Source organism: Roseibium sp. AWQ4_254, from assembly GCF_056161025.1.
This window is the reverse complement of the sequence record NZ_JBSWYH010000009.1, coordinates 33,128-50,233: the sequence shown is the minus strand read 5'-3', so window position 1 is coordinate 50,233 and position 17,106 is coordinate 33,128. Positions and strand designations below refer to the sequence as shown.

The 17,106-nt window shown below is 60.0% G+C and carries 17 protein-coding genes; 9 read left to right on the top strand and 8 right to left on the bottom strand.

Annotated features, from left to right (window positions below; translation table 11 throughout):
* The first annotated feature begins 954 nt into the window (after positions 1–954).
* The 9 genes from ACXAIC_RS08670 (at position 955) to ACXAIC_RS08630 (ending at position 8,325) form a co-directional block, all read left to right on the top strand.
* The gene (locus ACXAIC_RS08670) at positions 955–2,040 is read left to right on the top strand and encodes a BMP family ABC transporter substrate-binding protein (RefSeq protein WP_475175914.1); all 1,086 of its coding nucleotides are present in this window, start codon (positions 955–957) and stop codon (positions 2,038–2,040) included.
* Positions 2,041–2,055: 15 nt separating this feature from the next.
* Positions 2,056–3,561 carry an ABC transporter ATP-binding protein gene (locus ACXAIC_RS08665; protein WP_475175911.1) on the top strand — a complete coding sequence of 502 codons (1,506 nt, stop codon included), beginning with the start codon at positions 2,056–2,058 and terminating at the stop codon, positions 3,559–3,561.
* Entirely contained in the window at positions 3,554–4,693 is a 1,140-nt protein-coding gene (locus ACXAIC_RS08660; protein WP_475175907.1) for an ABC transporter permease, read from the top strand. Before ACXAIC_RS08665 ends, ACXAIC_RS08660 begins: the two co-directional genes overlap by 8 nt.
* A complete protein-coding gene (locus ACXAIC_RS08655) occupies positions 4,690–5,580 on the top strand; it encodes an ABC transporter permease (RefSeq protein WP_475175902.1) in 891 nt (296 codons plus the stop codon). Before ACXAIC_RS08660 ends, ACXAIC_RS08655 begins: the two co-directional genes overlap by 4 nt.
* Before the next feature lie 37 nt (positions 5,581–5,617).
* Positions 5,618–6,040, top strand: a complete 423-nt coding sequence (locus ACXAIC_RS08650) for a 2-oxoglutarate and iron-dependent oxygenase domain-containing protein (protein WP_475175897.1) — start codon at positions 5,618–5,620, stop codon at positions 6,038–6,040.
* A gap of 33 nt (positions 6,041–6,073) precedes the next feature.
* Positions 6,074–6,601, top strand: coding sequence for an isopenicillin N synthase family dioxygenase (locus ACXAIC_RS08645; protein WP_475175894.1), 528 nt, complete (start codon positions 6,074–6,076; stop codon positions 6,599–6,601).
* 9 nt (positions 6,602–6,610) lie between these two features.
* Positions 6,611–7,000: a VOC family protein gene (locus tag ACXAIC_RS08640; RefSeq protein WP_475175889.1), complete on the top strand. Its 390-nt coding sequence runs from the start codon at positions 6,611–6,613 to the stop codon at positions 6,998–7,000.
* A gap of 88 nt (positions 7,001–7,088) precedes the next feature.
* On the top strand, positions 7,089–7,772 hold the full coding sequence (locus tag ACXAIC_RS08635) for a cysteine hydrolase family protein (RefSeq protein ID WP_475175888.1): 684 nt from the start codon (positions 7,089–7,091) through the stop codon (positions 7,770–7,772).
* A 76-nt stretch (positions 7,773–7,848) separates the two neighbouring features.
* Positions 7,849–8,325, top strand: coding sequence for an Lrp/AsnC family transcriptional regulator (locus ACXAIC_RS08630; protein ID WP_475175884.1), 477 nt, complete (start codon positions 7,849–7,851; stop codon positions 8,323–8,325).
* A 57-nt stretch (positions 8,326–8,382) separates the two neighbouring features.
* On the opposite strand, the gene ACXAIC_RS08625 is transcribed toward ACXAIC_RS08630, so the two are convergent.
* From ACXAIC_RS08625 to ACXAIC_RS08590, 8 genes are all read right to left on the bottom strand, one after another.
* Positions 8,383–10,020: a dihydroxyacetone kinase subunit DhaK gene (locus ACXAIC_RS08625; protein ID WP_475175881.1), complete on the bottom strand. Its 1,638-nt coding sequence runs from the start codon at positions 10,018–10,020 to the stop codon at positions 8,383–8,385.
* An 11-nt stretch (positions 10,021–10,031) separates the two neighbouring features.
* Positions 10,032–11,027, bottom strand: coding sequence for an ABC transporter ATP-binding protein (locus ACXAIC_RS08620; protein WP_475175877.1), 996 nt, complete (start codon positions 11,025–11,027; stop codon positions 10,032–10,034).
* A complete protein-coding gene (locus ACXAIC_RS08615; RefSeq protein WP_475175874.1) occupies positions 11,020–12,117 on the bottom strand; it encodes an ABC transporter ATP-binding protein in 1,098 nt (365 codons plus the stop codon). Before ACXAIC_RS08615 ends, ACXAIC_RS08620 begins: the two co-directional genes overlap by 8 nt.
* A 12-nt stretch (positions 12,118–12,129) precedes the next feature.
* On the bottom strand, positions 12,130–12,318 hold the full coding sequence (locus tag ACXAIC_RS08610) for a hypothetical protein (protein ID WP_475175871.1): 189 nt from the start codon (positions 12,316–12,318) through the stop codon (positions 12,130–12,132).
* Positions 12,315–13,256, bottom strand: coding sequence for a carbohydrate ABC transporter permease (locus tag ACXAIC_RS08605; RefSeq protein ID WP_475175867.1), 942 nt, complete (start codon positions 13,254–13,256; stop codon positions 12,315–12,317). Before ACXAIC_RS08605 ends, ACXAIC_RS08610 begins: the two co-directional genes overlap by 4 nt.
* Positions 13,253–14,200, bottom strand: coding sequence for a carbohydrate ABC transporter permease (locus tag ACXAIC_RS08600; protein ID WP_475175864.1), 948 nt, complete (start codon positions 14,198–14,200; stop codon positions 13,253–13,255). The genes ACXAIC_RS08605 and ACXAIC_RS08600 overlap by 4 nt, the downstream gene beginning before the upstream one ends.
* 140 nt (positions 14,201–14,340) lie before the next feature.
* Positions 14,341–15,660, bottom strand: a complete 1,320-nt coding sequence (locus ACXAIC_RS08595) for an ABC transporter substrate-binding protein (RefSeq protein ID WP_475175859.1) — start codon at positions 15,658–15,660, stop codon at positions 14,341–14,343.
* A 255-nt stretch (positions 15,661–15,915) separates the two neighbouring features.
* A complete protein-coding gene (locus tag ACXAIC_RS08590; protein WP_475175855.1) occupies positions 15,916–16,944 on the bottom strand; it encodes a LacI family DNA-binding transcriptional regulator in 1,029 nt (342 codons plus the stop codon).
* Between the last annotated feature and the right edge of the window lie 162 nt (positions 16,945–17,106).

The window sequence follows — 17,106 nt, the reverse complement described above, 5'->3', positions numbered from 1 at the left end:
GTGGGGGGCCATCTTCCCATGTCCTGTCCGAGGGCAGCACCTCTGTGTGACGGCTGGACAAATGGCGGGCTCGCGGCGCCCTTAAAAGCAGGTGCTGAACAGCTTTCCTCAATGCAAGGCAGCGCGAAACGGGACAGTGGCTGGGGGAACAGAACACTCCCCGGATAGACCGTTGGTATAAGCATCTGAAATGAGTGTGTAAATGCCACACCGGCACGAAAACGTCCGGCGCACCGGCCATCCTATGCCTGTAGGTCCTGCTGCGCTTCGGCACCTGGTCCGGACCTTGGAACGGGCCCTGCGGATAGGCATCGCCATCCCATCTGAGCACGCCCCCCCTGCCCCGAGGCGCGCGCCGGTCAGAGGGCTCACGTCTTCCGGAGCTGCCCGCCTCCCTGCCACGTTTCAAACAGAAGCCAAACCCATCCATAACGACTATGGTGACAATTCAAATTGTCGAATTCATCACATTAATTTAGCAAAAATTTCTAAAATTGAGGTCATTTGATAGAATCAAATGAATAAAGAAAGATCAAAAATCAACTGCCTCCACCCAAAACATTTGAGCTGAGACGCTGCAAGCCCCTACGTTCAATCGCGGTTCGTCGGACCAGTCAGTTTTTGGAAAGCTTTCATGGAACACGGCCGATCGGCCCACCGTCATGCATAAAGCAAAACCACAACTCAAAAAAGCTCAACATTCAATCTTAATGATTATTTTCTGAACAGCAGAAGCATACTTAATAGACAAATTCCCCCTATTTGATCTGAATCAGAATTTTTACTTGACGGTCTAATTTTTTCCTTCGTACGATAAAGATCTCGTTCCGAAAATTCGAAATATCCGAACCCTATCAAATCGCTTTTAAGGTGATTTTTCGATTTGCGCGCGTCAACCGCACGAATTCGATGAAGTGTGGGCAGATTAAAATAATCTTAGACAGGAGACCCAAAATGGAGAGACTTCGGAAGGCCGCTCTCTTTGCTGGAATTGGTGCACTCGGACTTGCCCAATTTACAGTCGGCGCATCTGCAGACTTCGCAGCTGAGGGCAACCCGAAGCCCGCTGTTATTCTCTTTGGCGATGCCAATGACGGCGGCTGGTCCCAGTCGATTGACGAGTCCCGCAAGACGCTTGAAGCCGAGCTGGGTGTGCGCATTCCCCAGGCGGAAAATATCGCTGAATCGGCAACCGCCATACGTCCGGCGGCCGAACTGTTCATTGAACGCGGCGCCAACATCATTTTGGGTTCTGCATTCGGCTATTCCGACACATTCAAGGAACTGTCCGAACAATATCCGGACACGGTTTTCATCAATCCGGCCGGCACAACCAACGGCCCCAATCTGAAAAGCATTTATGGCCGCACCTATGAAAGCCAATACCTGTGCGGCATGGTCGCCGGCGGCCTGACCAAATCCAACAAGATTGGATTTGTTGCCGCCAATCCGTTTGGTCTCGTCAACTGGACCGTCAATGCCTACCTGCTCGGCGCCCGGCAGGTGAACCCGGACGCGAACCTCTCCGTTGTCTTCACAGGCGCCTGGGCAGATCCGGTCAAGGAGCGTGCAGCGGCGGAAGCCCTGATTGAGCAGGGTGTTGACGTCATCGGCCAGCATGTGGACACCCCCACCGTTCAGGTTGTTGCCGGTGAGCATAATATCTATGGAACCGGCCACCACCGCGACCTGTCCGAATTCAGCGCCGCGACCCAATGTTCCTCCATCTGGACCTGGGACCGGTTCTTGAAGCCGGAAATTGAAAAGATCTCCGCTGGCACGTTCGAACCGGCTGAATATGGCGCTTTCCTGTCCATCAAGGACGGCCTGATCGATATCGCCTGCTGCGGTGAGGCCGTGTCCGACGAGCTGAAAGCAAAGGTGATGGCAGAACGTGACGCGATCATCGCGGGCAAGCAGATCTTCGCAGGTCCCCTGTCCGACCGGGACGGAACACAAAGGGTCAAGGACGGCGAGGTGCTATCAGACGGCGACCTTTGGAACATGGACTGGTACGTCGACGGCGTGTCCGGGCAGTAGACTGGTCACCCGCTCATGGCCAACGCACTGAGACTGAATGCTGTTTCGAAGAGCTTCGGAAGCTTCAAGGCACTTGACCAGGTGGATTTCACGGTGCGATCCGGCGAAGTCCACACCCTTCTGGGAGAAAACGGCGCAGGCAAGTCCACATTGATGAACATTGCCTGCGGCCTTTACGCTCCCGACCATGGCAGCGTGGAAATGGACGGCAACGCCATTTCCCTGTCCGATCCCCGGGACGCGGCGGCACAGGGCATCGGCATGGTGCACCAGCACTTCAAGCTGGTGCCCGCCTTCTCGGTTCTGGAAAACCTTGTGCTGTTCAATCCCCGCCGTTCCGAACAGGAGACCGCAGACAAAGCGGAAACCCTGGCGCGTGAAATGGGCTTCGAACTCAATCTGAAACAACGGACGGACACCCTAAGCGTGGCCGAGCAGCAGCGTCTGGAGATCCTGAAAGTGCTGGTGGCCGGAGCCCGCTTCCTCATTCTGGACGAGCCCACCGCTGTGCTCAGCGACCGGGAGGCCAAAGTCCTGATGGGCCTGATACGCGGTCTTGCCGATGCCGGGAGCGCTGTGATCCTGGTCACCCACAAACTGCATGAAGCTCTCCAGCACAGCGACCGGATTACGGTAATGCGGGGCGGGCGCAAGGTTGCCGAGACAGTTCCTGCAGCCATGGACCCGGTCAAACTCACCACGCTGATTGTCGGCGAACAGGTGATCGAAACACCAGCTCCGTCCCCCGCCACCGGCGCCACCCGCGTCCGCCTGTCCGAGGTGCGTGTTGCGGGCAAGGGCGGCACCAGGGGCCTCGACGGCGCCGGGTTCCGGGTGCGCAGCGGCGAAATTTATGGTGTGGCAGGCGTTTCCGGCAACGGCCAGAACGAACTGGCAGACGCCATCATGGGACTGGCAGAGGTAAACGGCGGCAGCATCGAATTTGAAGGCCATGGCGACATTGCCCCGCTTGGACCGGGGGCCCGCCGGAAGACCGGCCTGGCCGCCATTCCCGTGGACCGCTACCGCCACGGCCTCGCCGGGCGCCGCAGCGTTGCGGACAATTATGCGGTCAATGGGGTTCTTGCAGGCCGCTACGGCAGCTGGGCCTGGTTCAACCGCTCACTGGCGCGCAAACACGCCCAGAACGCCATTGTGGCCTTTGATGTCCAGGGCGTCCGCGGCATGGGCATGCGGGCCGGGCTTCTGTCCGGCGGCAATGCGCAAAAGCTTGTCATCGCCCGGGAATTTGAGAGGGAGCCGGACGTGGTGCTGGCACACAGCCCCTCCCGCGGGCTCGATATCCGGGCGGGCGCGGCCGTTCATGACCGCCTGCGGGCAGCCCGCAACCGGGGCGCCGCCGTGATCCTGATCAGTGAGGATCTTGATGAGATCTTTCTTTTGTCCGACCGCATCGGCGTCCTCTCTGCCGGGCGCATGGTCGCCGAATTTGACGCCCCGGCCGACCGGAACGAGGTGGGACAGGCCATGATTTCCCGTGACGGACTCCGGCATGACTGACCAGACAGCAAATGCGCACCCCGCCGCCAACCCAGACCAGCACACCGGTGCCGCGCCGCGCAAACGCCGGCTTCGGCTTGTCCCGCTCCTGGAAGCACGGCAGACCGTTGCCGAAAGCCATCGGGTGGTGTGCTATGGCCTCAGTCTGCTGGCGGCCTTTGCGCTCTCGGTTGGGCTGCTGGCTTCAGCGGGCGTGTCTCCTCTGGACCTGATCCGGGAAGTCACTACGGTCGCGTTTTCCAGCCCCCGTGCGCTCGGCTCGGTCCTGGCGCAAGCCGCGCCACTGGCCATTGCAGGCCTGGCAACAGCGGTCGCCTTCCGGGCAAATTTCTGGAACATCGGCCTGGAAGGGCAAATGATCCTGGGAGCCATCTTTGCAACAGCGGTCGCCCTGTATGATATCGGACCGGAGCCCCTGCGCCTGCTGCTGATGGCCCTGGCGGCCATGGCCGGTGGCATCTTCTGGATCACCGGCCCGGCCCTTCTCAAACACCGCCTTGGTGTCAGCGAGGTCATTACCACCTTGCTGCTGAACTATGTGGCCTTCAACCTGCTTCTGCACCTGCTCTACGGCCCCTGGAAAGACCCGGTCAGCAGCTTTCCCCATTCAGCGCAATATGACGCCTTTGAGCGGCTGCCCCTGCTGGGCTGGCTCAATCTGACCTGGACCCTGCCGCTGGCCGCCCTTCTGGCGCTGGGGCTCTGGTGGATCCTCTCCCGCAGCCGCGTTGGCTATCTGCTTGATCTGACAAGCTCGAACACGGACATGGCCCGGGCCGTCGGCGTGCCCGTCGCCGGGCTCACCTTCGCGGCCATGCTGGCGTCCGGCGCCATTGGCGGACTGACCGGCTTTTCCATCGTGGCCGGGGTGGAATTCCGCATGACCCAGGATTTTTTCTCCGGTTATCTTTTTTCCGGCGTTCTGATTGCCTTTCTCGGCCGCAATCATCCCATCGGGGTCGTCGCAGTCGCTTTTTTCATGGCGGTTCTGTTTCTGGTTGGCCAAAGCCTGCAGGTTTTCTTTCAGGTGCCCTCCGCTCTTGTGCAGCTCGTCCAGGCACTCTTCATCCTCTGCGTGGCCGCCTCTGAATTCTTCCTCACCTACCGCATGCACTGGAGGGCCCCCGCATGACCGAGTTTCTGCTGAACTGGCTGCTCAACGTGCCCGCCTTTGCCGTGCCATTTGCCCTGGCCGCGCTCGGGCTGATCCTCAGCGAGAGGGCCGGGATCCTCAATCTCGGGGCGGAAGGGTTCATGCTGGCGGGGGCCCTTGCCGGGATCGGCCTGATGATCAACGGCGCTTCGCCCGTCACGGCCCTTGGCGGCGCGGTTCTGGCGGGCAGTGCCATGGGGCTGTTTTTTGCCTTTCTCACCGCAAGCCTGCGGATCAACCATGTGATTGCCGGTCTCGCTCTGGTTTTCTTCGCTGACGCGCTGACCCGCTACATCGCCTCTGATGCGGGCTGGACCAACAAGGCGGTCCATGGCCTGGAACCGGTGTTTCTGGGGCAGGACATTCTTGTCTGGGCAACCCCTTTCTTGTGCATGGGCTGTGCCTTTCTCCTGAACCGGACCCGTTTTGGGCTGTCCTTGCGCGCCGTTGGCGAGAACCCGGCCGCCGCCGATGCCGCTGGCATTGACGTGACAACCATCCGCATTCTGGCCCTGGTGCTGGGGTCTGCGCTGATTGGCCTTGCCGGAGGGTATCTCACGGTCGCCGTTTCCAAGATCTGGACAGGCTCCGTGGTCGGCGGGCGGGGCTGGATTGCCATCGCCCTGGTCATTTTCGCCCGCTGGCATCCCTGGCGCGCCTTGCTGGGGGCCATTCTGTTCGGCTGTATCGAGGCACTGATCCCCCGCATTGCGGCGACCGGCGCAGATGTTCCGCGCTACTTCCTGCAGATGACGCCCTATGTGGCCACGCTGGCAGTCATGATCTGGACCGCGACCCGAAAATCCGAGAGCGGCGCACAACCAGCAGCCCTTGGACTGCACCACATCCGGGAAGACCGCACCTGATGCCCTTTCCAAAGCCTCAAACCAGGGAGTACAGCACATGATTGTCTACGAACCGCCCCATGCCGCGACCGAAATTCCGGTCATCGACCTCACGGACAGCTTTTCTGACGATCTGACCAAGCGCAAGAAAGTGGCCTGGGAAATTCACAAGGGCTGTGTCGATACCGGATTTTTCTACGTCAAGAACCATGGCATTTCCCAGGAAGACATGGACGCCCAGCTGGCTCTGGCCGCACGATTTTTCGACCTGCCGCTTGACGAGAAGATGAAGCTGGATTCCAAGAATGAGGATTCCACCCGAGGCTATGAGCCGATGGCGGCCCAGACCCTGGATGAAGGCTCCCCGCCGGATCTCAAAGAAGGGTTCATGTCCAGCGTCGATGCCGATGAAACCCACCGCTACACCCAGCTGAAAGTTCCCGGAACAGGCCGTAACCAGTGGCCGGAAAGCTTCCCTTAGTTCAAACAGGAATATGAAGCTTATACCCAGAAGGTGCTTGGACTTGGCCGGCATCTGGCCCGGATCGTTGCCTTGTCCCTGGACTTGCCGGAAGACTATTTCGATGAGAGCCTGGAAGAACCGCTGCATTACTGCCGCATCCTGAAATATCCGCCCATGCCCAAGGATGCCGCGCCGAACCAGCTTGGCGCAGGCGCCCATTCCGACTGGGGTCTGCTGACACTGCTGCTGCAGGATGATGTCGGCGGCCTTGAAGTGCGCAATGCGGACGGCCAGTGGATTTCGGCACCGCCGGTCAAGGGCACCTACATTATCAATCTGGGCGAAATGTTCCCGGTGATCACCAATGATCTTTACAAGGCGACCATGCACCGGGTGCTGAATAATACCAGCGACAAGACACGCTATTCCTGCCCGACCTTCTGCGATCCGGAATATTTCTACAAGGTGGCCTGCGCTCCCACGATCCTGGAAAAGGACGGGGCCGCGAAGTACCCGGAAATGACCGCTGGCGAACATCTGCGCGCCCAGTTTGAAAAAACCTTCGGCACGGCGGCATAGGGCAGACCCATGAATCTCCTCATGCAAGTCAGCCTGTTTTCCGAGACCTTTATCGAACTCTCGGAATTCTACCGGGATCTCTTTGATCTGGAAGAAGTTGAAAGCCTGCGCTCGGAGGTCTTCCGGGGCTATATGTCCGGCGATGTCATGATCGGCTTCAGCGCCCTGGCGGCCTATGAGATGCTGGGCCTTGAAGAGCGCAAACCCGGCGATGGTGATCAGACAGCCCTCACCTTGAAGTTTGCCTCCAAAGAGGATCTGGAAACCTGCCTGGCCAGAGCGAATGAGCGGGGCGCGACCGTCGTGAAGGACCCGTTCATGACCTATTACCACTGGTACATGGCCGTGCTGCGGGACCCGGATGGCAATGCGATCCGCCTGGCCTGCCCCACCCCGTGATCCGGCCGGGTCCTGAAGGACCCGAACATGAAGAGGCCGGGGCCTGGCGGCCCCGGCATCCCCAACCAGCAGAAAGAGGACAATCCGAGTGATCAAGGCTCTTGTGTATGGCACGGAAAAAGAGATCCCTGACGATCCGTTCCGCCAATGGGTCAGCCTTGCGGACACGGCCATCATCTCCATCGACATGCATCAGGGGCATTTGTCGAAAGACCCCATGTGCCCCTGCCCCGCACCCCGGGGCCGGGAAATCATTGAACCCGTCAATCAGTTTCACCGCGACGCCCGAGCGCTCGGCATCCCTGTGATCCATGTGCGCTCGATCCTGCGCAAGACCGGCGAAGACGATTTGAAAGGCCAGCACCCGGCGGCGTGGCGCTCGCTTGTTTCCCTTTATGCCGCCCCCATCCCGGGGATCGATCAACATGCCATCCAGGGATCAAAATGGACAGAATTTGCGACAGAGGTTCTGGAGACGGACCTGATTGTTGAGACCAAACGGCGCCTGTCTCCGTTCTATCCGACGGATCTGGATTTCCTGCTGCGCTCCATGGGCATCAAACGCGTCGTCCTGAATGGCGGCATGACCGATTGCTGCGTTCTGAACGCAACCTTTGATGCCTCGAACCTTGGCTACCGGGTCTGTGTGGCAGCCGATCTGGTGCGCGGGTCGAACGCGGAGATGGAAGACGCTGCGCTCAAAATGGTGTCGCTCCACACAGGTCTGGTCATGTCTTCTGAGAATATTCTTGAGGTTTGGCGCAACAGCTGACATTGACAAGCCTCCCCCAAAAAGCCATCCCTTTCAGCTCAAATCCGTAATTCAGCGATCAAAAGACCGGAATGAGATGGTAAAACTGGATCAAATTGATTGCCGTATTCTTGATGAGCTGCAACGGGATGCGGGCCAGTCCCAGCGGGAGCTGGCCGACAAGGTCGGCCTGTCGCAAAATGCCTGCTGGCGGCGCCTGAAGGCGCTGGAGGCGGCCAAGGCGATCCGCAAACACACCGTGCTGCTAAACCGGGAAAAGCTCGGCGCCGGGCTGGTAGTGATCATGATGATCCGCACCCGGCACCATTCGGCCAGCTGGCTGGCCACCTTCCGTGACCATGTCTCTTCGATCCGCGATGTGGTCGATTTCTACCGGATCGGCGGTGACTATGACTATCTCATCAAGGTGGTGACCAGCGACATGGCAAGCTACGACGCGATCTACCAGCGCCTGATTTCCGAAGTCGAGCTGGAAAACGTGACCTCCTATTTCGCCATGGAAGCCATCGAGGAACAGCGGCCCATTCCCTTCGCCCGCACGGGCAGCGCCTGAGCCGGGCCAGGCATTTTTCCGCAAATCGGGCTGGCCCCCCCTCTCTCCTCCGGGATATCAGCCAGCCAAGGCAGGCGCGGCGGCGAGTTGCTCAAACAACCGCGCCACAGCCTCCGCCCCCGGATCATTGTGGCCTGAAAGATTTGCTTCCGATACGTAACTCGCCCGGCCGGCCCGGGCCCGTGTAATACGGGACGTCGCGTCCGCCCCCTGCCGGGCTTCCCTTGCCGCCGCCTCAACCCCCTTGTCGAGGACGTTCAGCGCGGGCATCAGAGCGTCGATCATCGTCCGGTCGCCGGGCGCGGCCCCGCCAACCTGCATCACCCGGTCAAGCCCCGCCTTCAGGGCCCCAATGGCATCACGCCCGCTGGAGGAGGCATCTCCTGCCGCCGCAAAGAAGATCGCCAGCAGAACACCGGAGGAACCACCCATTGTCTGGCTCAGCTCCAAGCCGATGGCCCTGTAAAGCTGGGTCAGATCGGCAAGCGGCAACCGGTCCCGGGCCTCGATCAGGGCGCGGGCGGCTGTCGCAAGCGTGCTGCCCGTATCCCCATCCCCCGATTTGGCGTCAAGAGCGTTCAGATCGTCCTCCGCCGCAATCAGAATGTTGCAGCACCGCTCAATAAAAGCCCCCGTGCCCACGTTTTTGGACGGTAGCGGCTGGATCGGCGACAAGCCATCCGGCAAGGGGAGAACGGCAACGGGCCCCAGGGCAAGGCAGCCGGGCCAGGCCCAGGGGGCGACGGGCGCCTGAAGCAGCGCTTCCTCCGCCTTGCTGACCGGCAGCAGGGAGACGGAAAAGCCGTGCATGTCCAGCGAGGTCATCAAGGGGGCTGGGCCGACCAGCCAGCGGATCTGGCCACCGATCCGCGACTGGGTCAGCTCTTCGGCCAGAACCGACATCTCCAGCGGCGTTGTCCCGCCGAGATTGTTCAAAAGCGCCACATGCGGGCCGGGTGCAAGGGCTCCCTCCAACCGGTCGACCACCATGCCCATCGCGGTTCTGGCATTGGAAAAGGCAACCTGTTCAACACCTGCTTCCCCATGAATGCCAAGGCCGAGTTCCGCCATGCCCGGCTCGATGCGCTCTTCCTTGGGCGAACCTGGAATGGTGCAGGTGTCCAGGGACATGCCGATGGAAACGGCCCCGGCAATCACCCGCTGCGCCGCCTCCGTTACCGTGTCGAGATCCGCACCCTGATCCGCCAGCGCCCCGGTCATTTTATGCACAAACAGGGTTCCGGCAACGCCGCGGGCCTGGGGCAGATCCGGAAGGGCCACATCATCATCCACGATCACCATATTCACCTTCAGGCCGAAGGCCCGGGCCCGCTCCACCGCAAGGCCGAAATTCAGCCGGTCGCCGGTGTAGTTCTTGACGATGACCAGACATCCAGCCTTGCCCGTGACCGCTAAAATGCCCGCCAGCACGGCATCAACCGAAGGTGAGGCAAAGACTTCTCCGCACACTGCCGCCGTCAGCATGCCTTGACCGACAAATCCGGCATGGCTCGGCTCATGCCCCGAGCCGCCACCGGACACCAGCGCCACTTTCGACTTGTCCCAGTCGTTGCGAACCACCACCTTGATATGCGGATACCCGTCCAGCCGCGCCAGACGCCCCCCGGCCGTGCGCAAGGCCCCGTCAATGGCTTCAGTGACGAGTTTGTCCTTTGAGTTGATGAACTGCTTCATGTTCCCTCTCCTCAGGTCAGGCGAACGCCGCTGGCGTCGAAGAAAAGCGGATTGTGCGGTTGAATGGCGATCATGTCGCCGGGCTCAAGGTCCATATGCGGATCCGACAGGGTGACGACCTCGTGGCCCTCAAGGGTCAGATGCAGACGGGTCTGATCCCCCAGATGCTCAACCCGCCGCACGGTCGACGGCTTGCCGTCCCCGGTCTTGATATGTTCAGGCCGCAAGCCGATCCGGGACGCCCCTGAAGGGGCCCCTGCAAACAGATCTGCCGGCAGAATATTGATTCTCGGCTGCCCCAGCCGGCCTGCCACATAAAGATTGACCGGGTTCTCGTAAATCTCGCGCGGCGTGCCGAACTGCACCAGCTTGCCCTGATCCAGTACCCCCACATGAGTGGACATGGTCATCGCCTCGATCTGATCATGGGTGACATAAAGCAGCGTTGCGCCCAGATTGGCCTGAATGCGCTTCAACTCGATCCGCAGATCCGAGCGCAGCTTTGCGTCCAGGGAGCTGAGCGGCTCGTCCATCAAATAGATATTCGGGTCGCGGACCAGCGCCCGTCCAATGGACACACGCTGCATTTCCCCGCCGGACAGAGCGGTCGCCCGGTTGTTGAGCTTGTGGGAGATCCTGAGAACCTCGGCAACGTCCCCCACCTTGCGCTCGATTTCCGCCTCAGCGGTTTTCAGGAGCGGCGAGCGCAGAGGAAAGGCCAGATTGTCCCGGACGCTCATATGCGGATAGAGCGAATATTGCTGGAACACCATGGCCACATTGCGCTGGGCCGGGGTTTCCCCGGCAACGGACCGTCCGGCAATGACCACGTCGCCTTCATCCGGCTCTTCCAGGCCGGAAATCAAGCGCAGGATCGTGGTCTTGCCCGCCCCGGTCGGCCCCAGCAGGGTTACAAAGGCCCCGTTGGGTATGGTCATGGAAACAGCGTCCACGGCCACTGTCTCACCGAAAGTCTTGGACAGATTGCTCAGACGCACTTCAGACATGGGACAGCACTCCCTCATTGAGCGCAGAGCGCAACGCCCGGCCGGTCTGATTGTCAAACAAGGTGGCCCTCGCCCCGTTAAAGGCCAGCCCGACCGTCTCGCCGGGCCGGGCCGGCTGGCTGGAGGCAATCCGGGCTTTCAGCTCCCCGCCCGCCGTCTTCAGCGTGACAATCTGGGTCGTGCCGAGATATTCGGCCGCGACCACCTCGCCTCTTGTGTCGCCATCATCGCGCAGGGCGATCTGTTCCGGGCGGATGCCATAGACAAGATCGCCTTCAAAGGGTTCTCGGACCATCGGCACCGCAAGATCCACATGATGCAGTTTCACGCTGGACATGCCCGGATGCACCTCTCCATGAAAGCGCAGAAAATTCATGGCGGGCGAACCGATGAAATCGGCCACGAACATGGTCGCGGGCTTGTCGTAGATATCCTGCGGCGTGCCAAACTGCTCAATGACGCCGTGGTTCATGACGACAATCTTGTCGCCCATCTGCATGGCTTCCAGCTGGTCATGGGTCACATAGACCGTCGTTGCGCCCATCCTGTCGTGCAGGGCACGCAACTCCTCGGCCATGCGTTCGCGGAATTCAGCATCCAGCGCCCCGAGCGGCTCGTCCATCATGAAAGCTTTCGGCTCGCGCACAATGGCCCGCCCCAGCGCCACCCGCTGACGGTCGCCGCCGGACAGGCCGCTCACCGGCCGGTCCAAAATGTCCTCAATCCCCAGAATGCGGGCAACCTCGGCCACCTTCTCCCGGACCCGGGCTTTTCCCATGCCCTGGCTGACCAGCGGATAGCTGATATTGCGCCGGACATTCATATGCGGATAGAGCGCGAACATCTGAAAGACAAAGGCAATGTCGCGCTGGCGCGCGGGCCTCTGGCCTACTTCCTCATTGTCGATATAGATCTCGCCCGATGTGGGCAGCTCCAGTCCGGCAATCATGCGCAAGGTGGTGGTCTTGCCGCAGCCCGACGGGCCCAGCAGCATGAAGAACTCGCCATCCTCGATCTTGAACGAGGACGACTGGACGGCGGTGAAGTCACCGAACTCCTTGCAGAGATTGTTGATCACGATCTCAGCCATGGGGCCTGCCTCTCACTCCCGGAAATGGCTGACAACGATGAACATCACCGTGCCCGTCAGCGTCACAATGAACGAATAGGTGTAGGCCCACAGCACAACCGGCTGCATCAGCATGATCACTCCGAGGGCAATCAGGATGGAGGCCAGCATTTCCCAGGGCCCGCGCCGCAAGCGCATCAATCCGTTTACGAACTGGCTCATTTGCGCACCGCTCCGAAGGTGATGCCGCGCAGCAGGTGTTTGCGCAGCAGGATCGTGAAGACCATGACCGGCACCAGGAACAGGGTCGCTCCGGCGGCCACCGCCGGCCAGTCCTGGCCGCCAACACCGATGATGGTCGGAATGAAGGGCGGCGCGGTCTGGGCTGTGCCGGAGGTCAGGAGCACGGCAAAGGCATATTCATTCCAGGAAAAGATCAGGCAGAAGATGGCGGTCGAGGCAATGCCCGTTGCCGCCTGGGGCAGCACCACCTTGCTGAAGGCCTGAAAGCGGGTGTAGCCGTCAATCAGCGCCGCCTCTTCATATTCGCGCGGGATCTCGTCCATGAAGCCTTTCAGCAGCCAGACCGCCAGCGAGATATTGACCGCCGTATAGAGCAGGATCATGCCCAGATGGGTGTCGGACAGGCCCAGCGTGCGGAACATCAGGAAGATCGGAATGGCCACTGCAATCGGCGGCATCATCCGGGTCGAGAGGATGAAGAACAGAAGATCGTCCTTGAGGGGCACCTTGAACCGGGAAAAGGCATAGGCGGCCAGCGTGCCCAGGAACACGGACAGGAAGGTGGAGCCAAAGCCGATGATGACCGAATTCAAAAACCGCTCGCCATAGCGGGACGGCCCGGCAATCACCATGTCCCGGTTGCGCACGATGGCCTCATACCAGGTGGCAGGCGGCGGCAACGCCTCAAGCTGCTCCGGCGAAACCCTGGTGCGGGTCGTGAACAGGTTCACATAGCCTTCCAGCGACGGTTCAAACTGCACTTTGGGCGGATAGGCGATGGCATCCACCGGCGACTTGAACCCGGTCGTGAGGATCCAGAGCAGAGGCAGCAGGGTGATTGCCGCATAAATGGCTACCAAGACCCCGGCCAGCCATTTTTGCGGCGCCGAGGGTTCGGTAATGGAATAGCTGCTCATCTTTCTTTCACCTTGTTCAAGGCTTTCACATAGATCGATGCCAGGCCGAAAACGGTCACGAACAGGATGATCGCGTAGGCAGACGCATAGCCCGTGCGCCATTTCTCAAAGGCTTCGCGTTTCAGATTGATGGAGGTGAGTTCGGTCACCGAGCCGGGGCCGCCGCCGGTCAGCTGCACCACCAGATCGAACATCTTGAAATTCTCAATGCCCCGGAACAGCACCGCCAGCATCAGGAAGGGCAGCACCATGGGAAGCGTGATTGTCCAGAACTGCCGCCATTGGCTGGCCCGGTCGATCTCCGCCGCTTCGTAAATATAGTCGGGGATGGAGCGCAGCCCGGCGAGGCAGATCAGCATCACAAAGGGCGTCCACATCCAGGTGTCCACAATCACGATGGACCAGGGAGCAAGGCTCACGTCACCAATCATCTGAAAGGACGACGGATCGATCCCGGTCAGGAAGGAAATCCCGTAATTGAACAGGCCGATCTGCGGCTGGTAGAGAAAGGTCCAGAAATTACCCACCACCGCCGGGGACAGCATCATCGGCAGCACAATCAAGGTGGTCCAGAGGTCATTGCCCTTGAATTTCCGGTTGATCAGCCAGGCCAGGGTGAATCCGATCAGGACCTGCAGGACAATCGTCCAGAACAGGAAATGAGCCGTCGCCTGCATGGTCAGCCAGATGTCTTCATCGGTCAGGATGCGCTCATAGTTGCGCAGGCCGATATAATCGACCTCCCGGTTGGGCCGGTTGGCGCGAAAATTGGTGAAACTCAGATTGATGGTCCAGATCAGCGGGAAAATATTGACGGCGAGCAGCAGAAAGATGGTCGGCAGAACAAACAGCCAGGCAATGGCCCGGTCGCTCAGCCCGCGCAATTTGGCCGCAACTAAAGTCGGCGTCGCTTTGGCCACGCGGTCAATCGAAGTCTCTGACATGGGGTGCCCACTTGTTCACGGGTAGAAGATCCAGGTCATCCGGCGGACAGGAGGGACGGGATGCCCCCGGTCCCGCCCGCCGGAAACTGGTGCTCTCAGGCCTCCGGCCACAGGGACCGGCCCCCTGAGCGGCGCCGCCTTTAAAGCTTGCCTTCGTCCTCGAAGACTTCAGTCCAATCTTCGATCAGCTTGTCGAGCGCTTCCTGTGCCGTGCCCTGATCGGCCACCACATAGTCATGCAGGCGTTTTTGCATCGCCAGCAGCAGCTCCGCGTAAGCAGGCTCTTGCCAGAAATCCATCACCCCATCCATGGCCAGCAGAAAATCGGCCGCAAAGGGCGCGCTGTCGGCAAAGTTCGGATCATTGAGGACGCTGACATGGCAGGAATAGCCGCCGAGATCCCACCACTTCTTCTGGACATCGGGCTGGGCGAACCATTTGATATATTCCAGGGCGGCGTCCTTCTTGTCGGAATAGGCCACCACGGAAATTCCCTGTCCGCCAAGGGTTGAAGCCTCTTTCAGCTGGCCCGGATTGACGAAGAACCCGATCTTGTCACCGCCCACATCCGGATCCGCATAAAGACCGGGGAAGAAGGCGAACCAGTTCATGGCCATGGCCACCTGGCCGGATTTGAACGCATCCAGCGACTGTTCCATGTAACTGTCAGTGTAGCCCGGAGGGGTCGAGGTCTTGTAGAGCTCCTTGTAGAACTCCAGCCCGGCGACCGCCTCAGGCGAATTGACAGCACCTTCCATGTCGTATTTGCCCGGCGTGTTCTCATATTTGAAGCCGAACGGATACATGGCGCTGGTCGCGCCCATGGTGATGCCTTCCGAGCCGCGCTCGGTGAAGATCGCAACGCCGTAGCGTTTCTGGCCGTCAATTTCGCGGCCCTGGAAGAATCTGGCGACTTCCAGCAGCTCCATCTGGGTTTTCGGCGGGGTCAGATCGCGGCCATGTTCAGACTTGAAGGCTTGCTGGATCTCCGGCTTTTCAAACCAGTCCTTGCGGTAGAACCAGCCATTGGCATCGCCCATGGCCGGCAGCGCATAGTAGTTTGGTGTGCCCTTGGGCCAGGTGGAATAGGCATAGACGGTTGCGGGTGCAAAATCGTCCATGCTGATCTCTTCTTTCTCGAAAAAGTCGTTCAGCTTGACGTAATGGCCATTTTCCGCACCGCCGCCGATCCACTGGCTGTCGCCGATCAGCAGATCACACAATTTGCCGCCAGAATTGAGTTCGTTCAGCATCCTGTCGGCGAAATTCGGCCAGGGCACGAATTCGAATTTCATCGTATGCCCGGACTGGGCCTCAAATTCCTTGGACAATTCCACAAGCGCATTGGCCGGGTCCCAGGCCGCCCAACACAGGGTGAGTTCATCGGCCTTGGCTTGAGACAAGCCGAGCCCGGTCGCCGCCACAAGAGCGGACGCCGCGAGTCGTGTCGCAGTTTTCATCGCTGATTTCCTCCCGAAAAGGTCGCGCGCCGGGGCTAGCCGGGCGGCAGCACTCCTCCAAGTGCAGGATCAGCCTATTTGACATACGTATATCAAGTCAATCAAAAAACTGACATACGTCTTTCTTCTTTCGGCAAAAACGAATTCAAACCGTTACAGACGCTGCGTCAAAACAAAAGAAACCAGCCGCAGAGTCACCAGGCCGGACGGCACATCAATGCATTGGAAGACAAGGCACCCTGAGGCCAGCAGAGATCAATAAAGATTTTCACGCAAGACGATCTCGATGCGGATCTGCTCCTGCGCCGCATAGATATCAGCATCATCGCATTTGGCCCTCAGCACCCGGAGGGCACTGCGCGCCAGATGGCCGACATTCTGAACGATGATGGCATCCAGCTCCCCGTCGATCAGGCCCTGTCGGGTAACAGAAGTCAGGTCATGGGCAAGGACCACGAGATCCCGCCCGGCACCGTGGGTCCGCAAAGCATCCAGCATGGCCGCATTGCCCGAGCCCATGGAATAGACCGCCTTTAGGTCTCCATGGGTGTCCAGCGCCCGCTTCAGCGTCACGCCGATGCGCTGCGGGTCATCATGGAATTCGATGGTCGGCAGGGCTTTCAGAGCGGGAAAGTCCCGGGACAGGACCTCATCCAGACCAAAGCGCCGCTCGATACTGTCCCGTGCCACCATGGAATTGGTGGCAACCAGAATGCAACCGGTCTCCCGCCGCAGAAACCGGCCCAGCAGCGCGCCCGCCGTCTGGCCGGCTGAAAAATTGTCAATGCCGACAAAGTGATCGCACCGGGAATTTGGCAGGTCGGAGACCAGCGCCACCACATAGACCCCCGCGCTTTTCAGATGGGCAATGGCATCACGCACCTGGGGCGTTTCCGGCACCATGAGCGCCACCCCGTCGAGCCGGGTCAGATCCAGCGATTTCAGCCGTTTGACGATGGCATGGGGATCGGCAGCATTGACCTCAAGCAAGGCCACATCGGCCCGGTCGGTCACCTGGGCCCCGGCCGCTTCGCGGACCGCAGCGGCAACGGATTCGACAAAATGGTTTGGCCCGTCCGGCAACACGAAAACAAAGTTATAGCGGCGCTTTTTGGCCAGATTGGCGGCATTCGTGTCACGCACATACCCGAGCTTACGGACCGCTTCCTTGACCCGCTCGGCATTTTTCGGCCGCACATCCGCCCGCCCGTTCAACACCCTGTCGACGGTGGACAGGCTCACGCCCGCCTCACGTGCAATGTCATGGACTGTCGGTTTCACCATTCATCTCCCGCCGCCCGCCAATCTGAAGCGGCCAGCTGACACACGTCAATCAAAATAAACGAAAGCAGCCCGTTACCTCGTGATTTTTAAGGAAACTCATGGGGTTATGGTGAAGAAGACCAGGGTGGAAACTCTGGTTCGGCAGATTATCCTCCCACTTGC

Excerpts from the sequence above, each read along its gene's own strand:
- ACXAIC_RS08620 (WP_475175877.1), bottom strand. The coding sequence starts at position 11,027 with ATGTCTGAAGTGCGTCTGAGCAATCTGTCCAAGACTTTCGGTGAGACA.
- ACXAIC_RS08610 (WP_475175871.1), bottom strand. The coding sequence starts at position 12,318 with ATGAGCCAGTTCGTAAACGGATTGATGCGCTTGCGGCGCGGGCCCTGG.
- ACXAIC_RS08640 (WP_475175889.1), top strand. The coding sequence starts at position 6,611 with ATGAATCTCCTCATGCAAGTCAGCCTGTTTTCCGAGACCTTTATCGAA.
- ACXAIC_RS08655 (WP_475175902.1), top strand. The coding sequence starts at position 4,690 with ATGACCGAGTTTCTGCTGAACTGGCTGCTCAACGTGCCCGCCTTTGCC.
- ACXAIC_RS08595 (WP_475175859.1), bottom strand. The coding sequence starts at position 15,660 with ATGAAAACTGCGACACGACTCGCGGCGTCCGCTCTTGTGGCGGCGACC.
- ACXAIC_RS08605 (WP_475175867.1), bottom strand. The coding sequence starts at position 13,256 with ATGAGCAGCTATTCCATTACCGAACCCTCGGCGCCGCAAAAATGGCTG.
- ACXAIC_RS08600 (WP_475175864.1), bottom strand. The coding sequence starts at position 14,200 with ATGTCAGAGACTTCGATTGACCGCGTGGCCAAAGCGACGCCGACTTTA.
- ACXAIC_RS08670 (WP_475175914.1), top strand. The coding sequence starts at position 955 with ATGGAGAGACTTCGGAAGGCCGCTCTCTTTGCTGGAATTGGTGCACTC.
- ACXAIC_RS08615 (WP_475175874.1), bottom strand. The coding sequence starts at position 12,117 with ATGGCTGAGATCGTGATCAACAATCTCTGCAAGGAGTTCGGTGACTTC.
- ACXAIC_RS08630 (WP_475175884.1), top strand. The coding sequence starts at position 7,849 with ATGGTAAAACTGGATCAAATTGATTGCCGTATTCTTGATGAGCTGCAA.
- ACXAIC_RS08590 (WP_475175855.1), bottom strand. The coding sequence starts at position 16,944 with ATGGTGAAACCGACAGTCCATGACATTGCACGTGAGGCGGGCGTGAGC.
- ACXAIC_RS08660 (WP_475175907.1), top strand. The coding sequence starts at position 3,554 with ATGACTGACCAGACAGCAAATGCGCACCCCGCCGCCAACCCAGACCAG.
- ACXAIC_RS08625 (WP_475175881.1), bottom strand. The coding sequence starts at position 10,020 with ATGAAGCAGTTCATCAACTCAAAGGACAAACTCGTCACTGAAGCCATT.
- ACXAIC_RS08665 (WP_475175911.1), top strand. The coding sequence starts at position 2,056 with ATGGCCAACGCACTGAGACTGAATGCTGTTTCGAAGAGCTTCGGAAGC.
- ACXAIC_RS08650 (WP_475175897.1), top strand. The coding sequence starts at position 5,618 with ATGATTGTCTACGAACCGCCCCATGCCGCGACCGAAATTCCGGTCATC.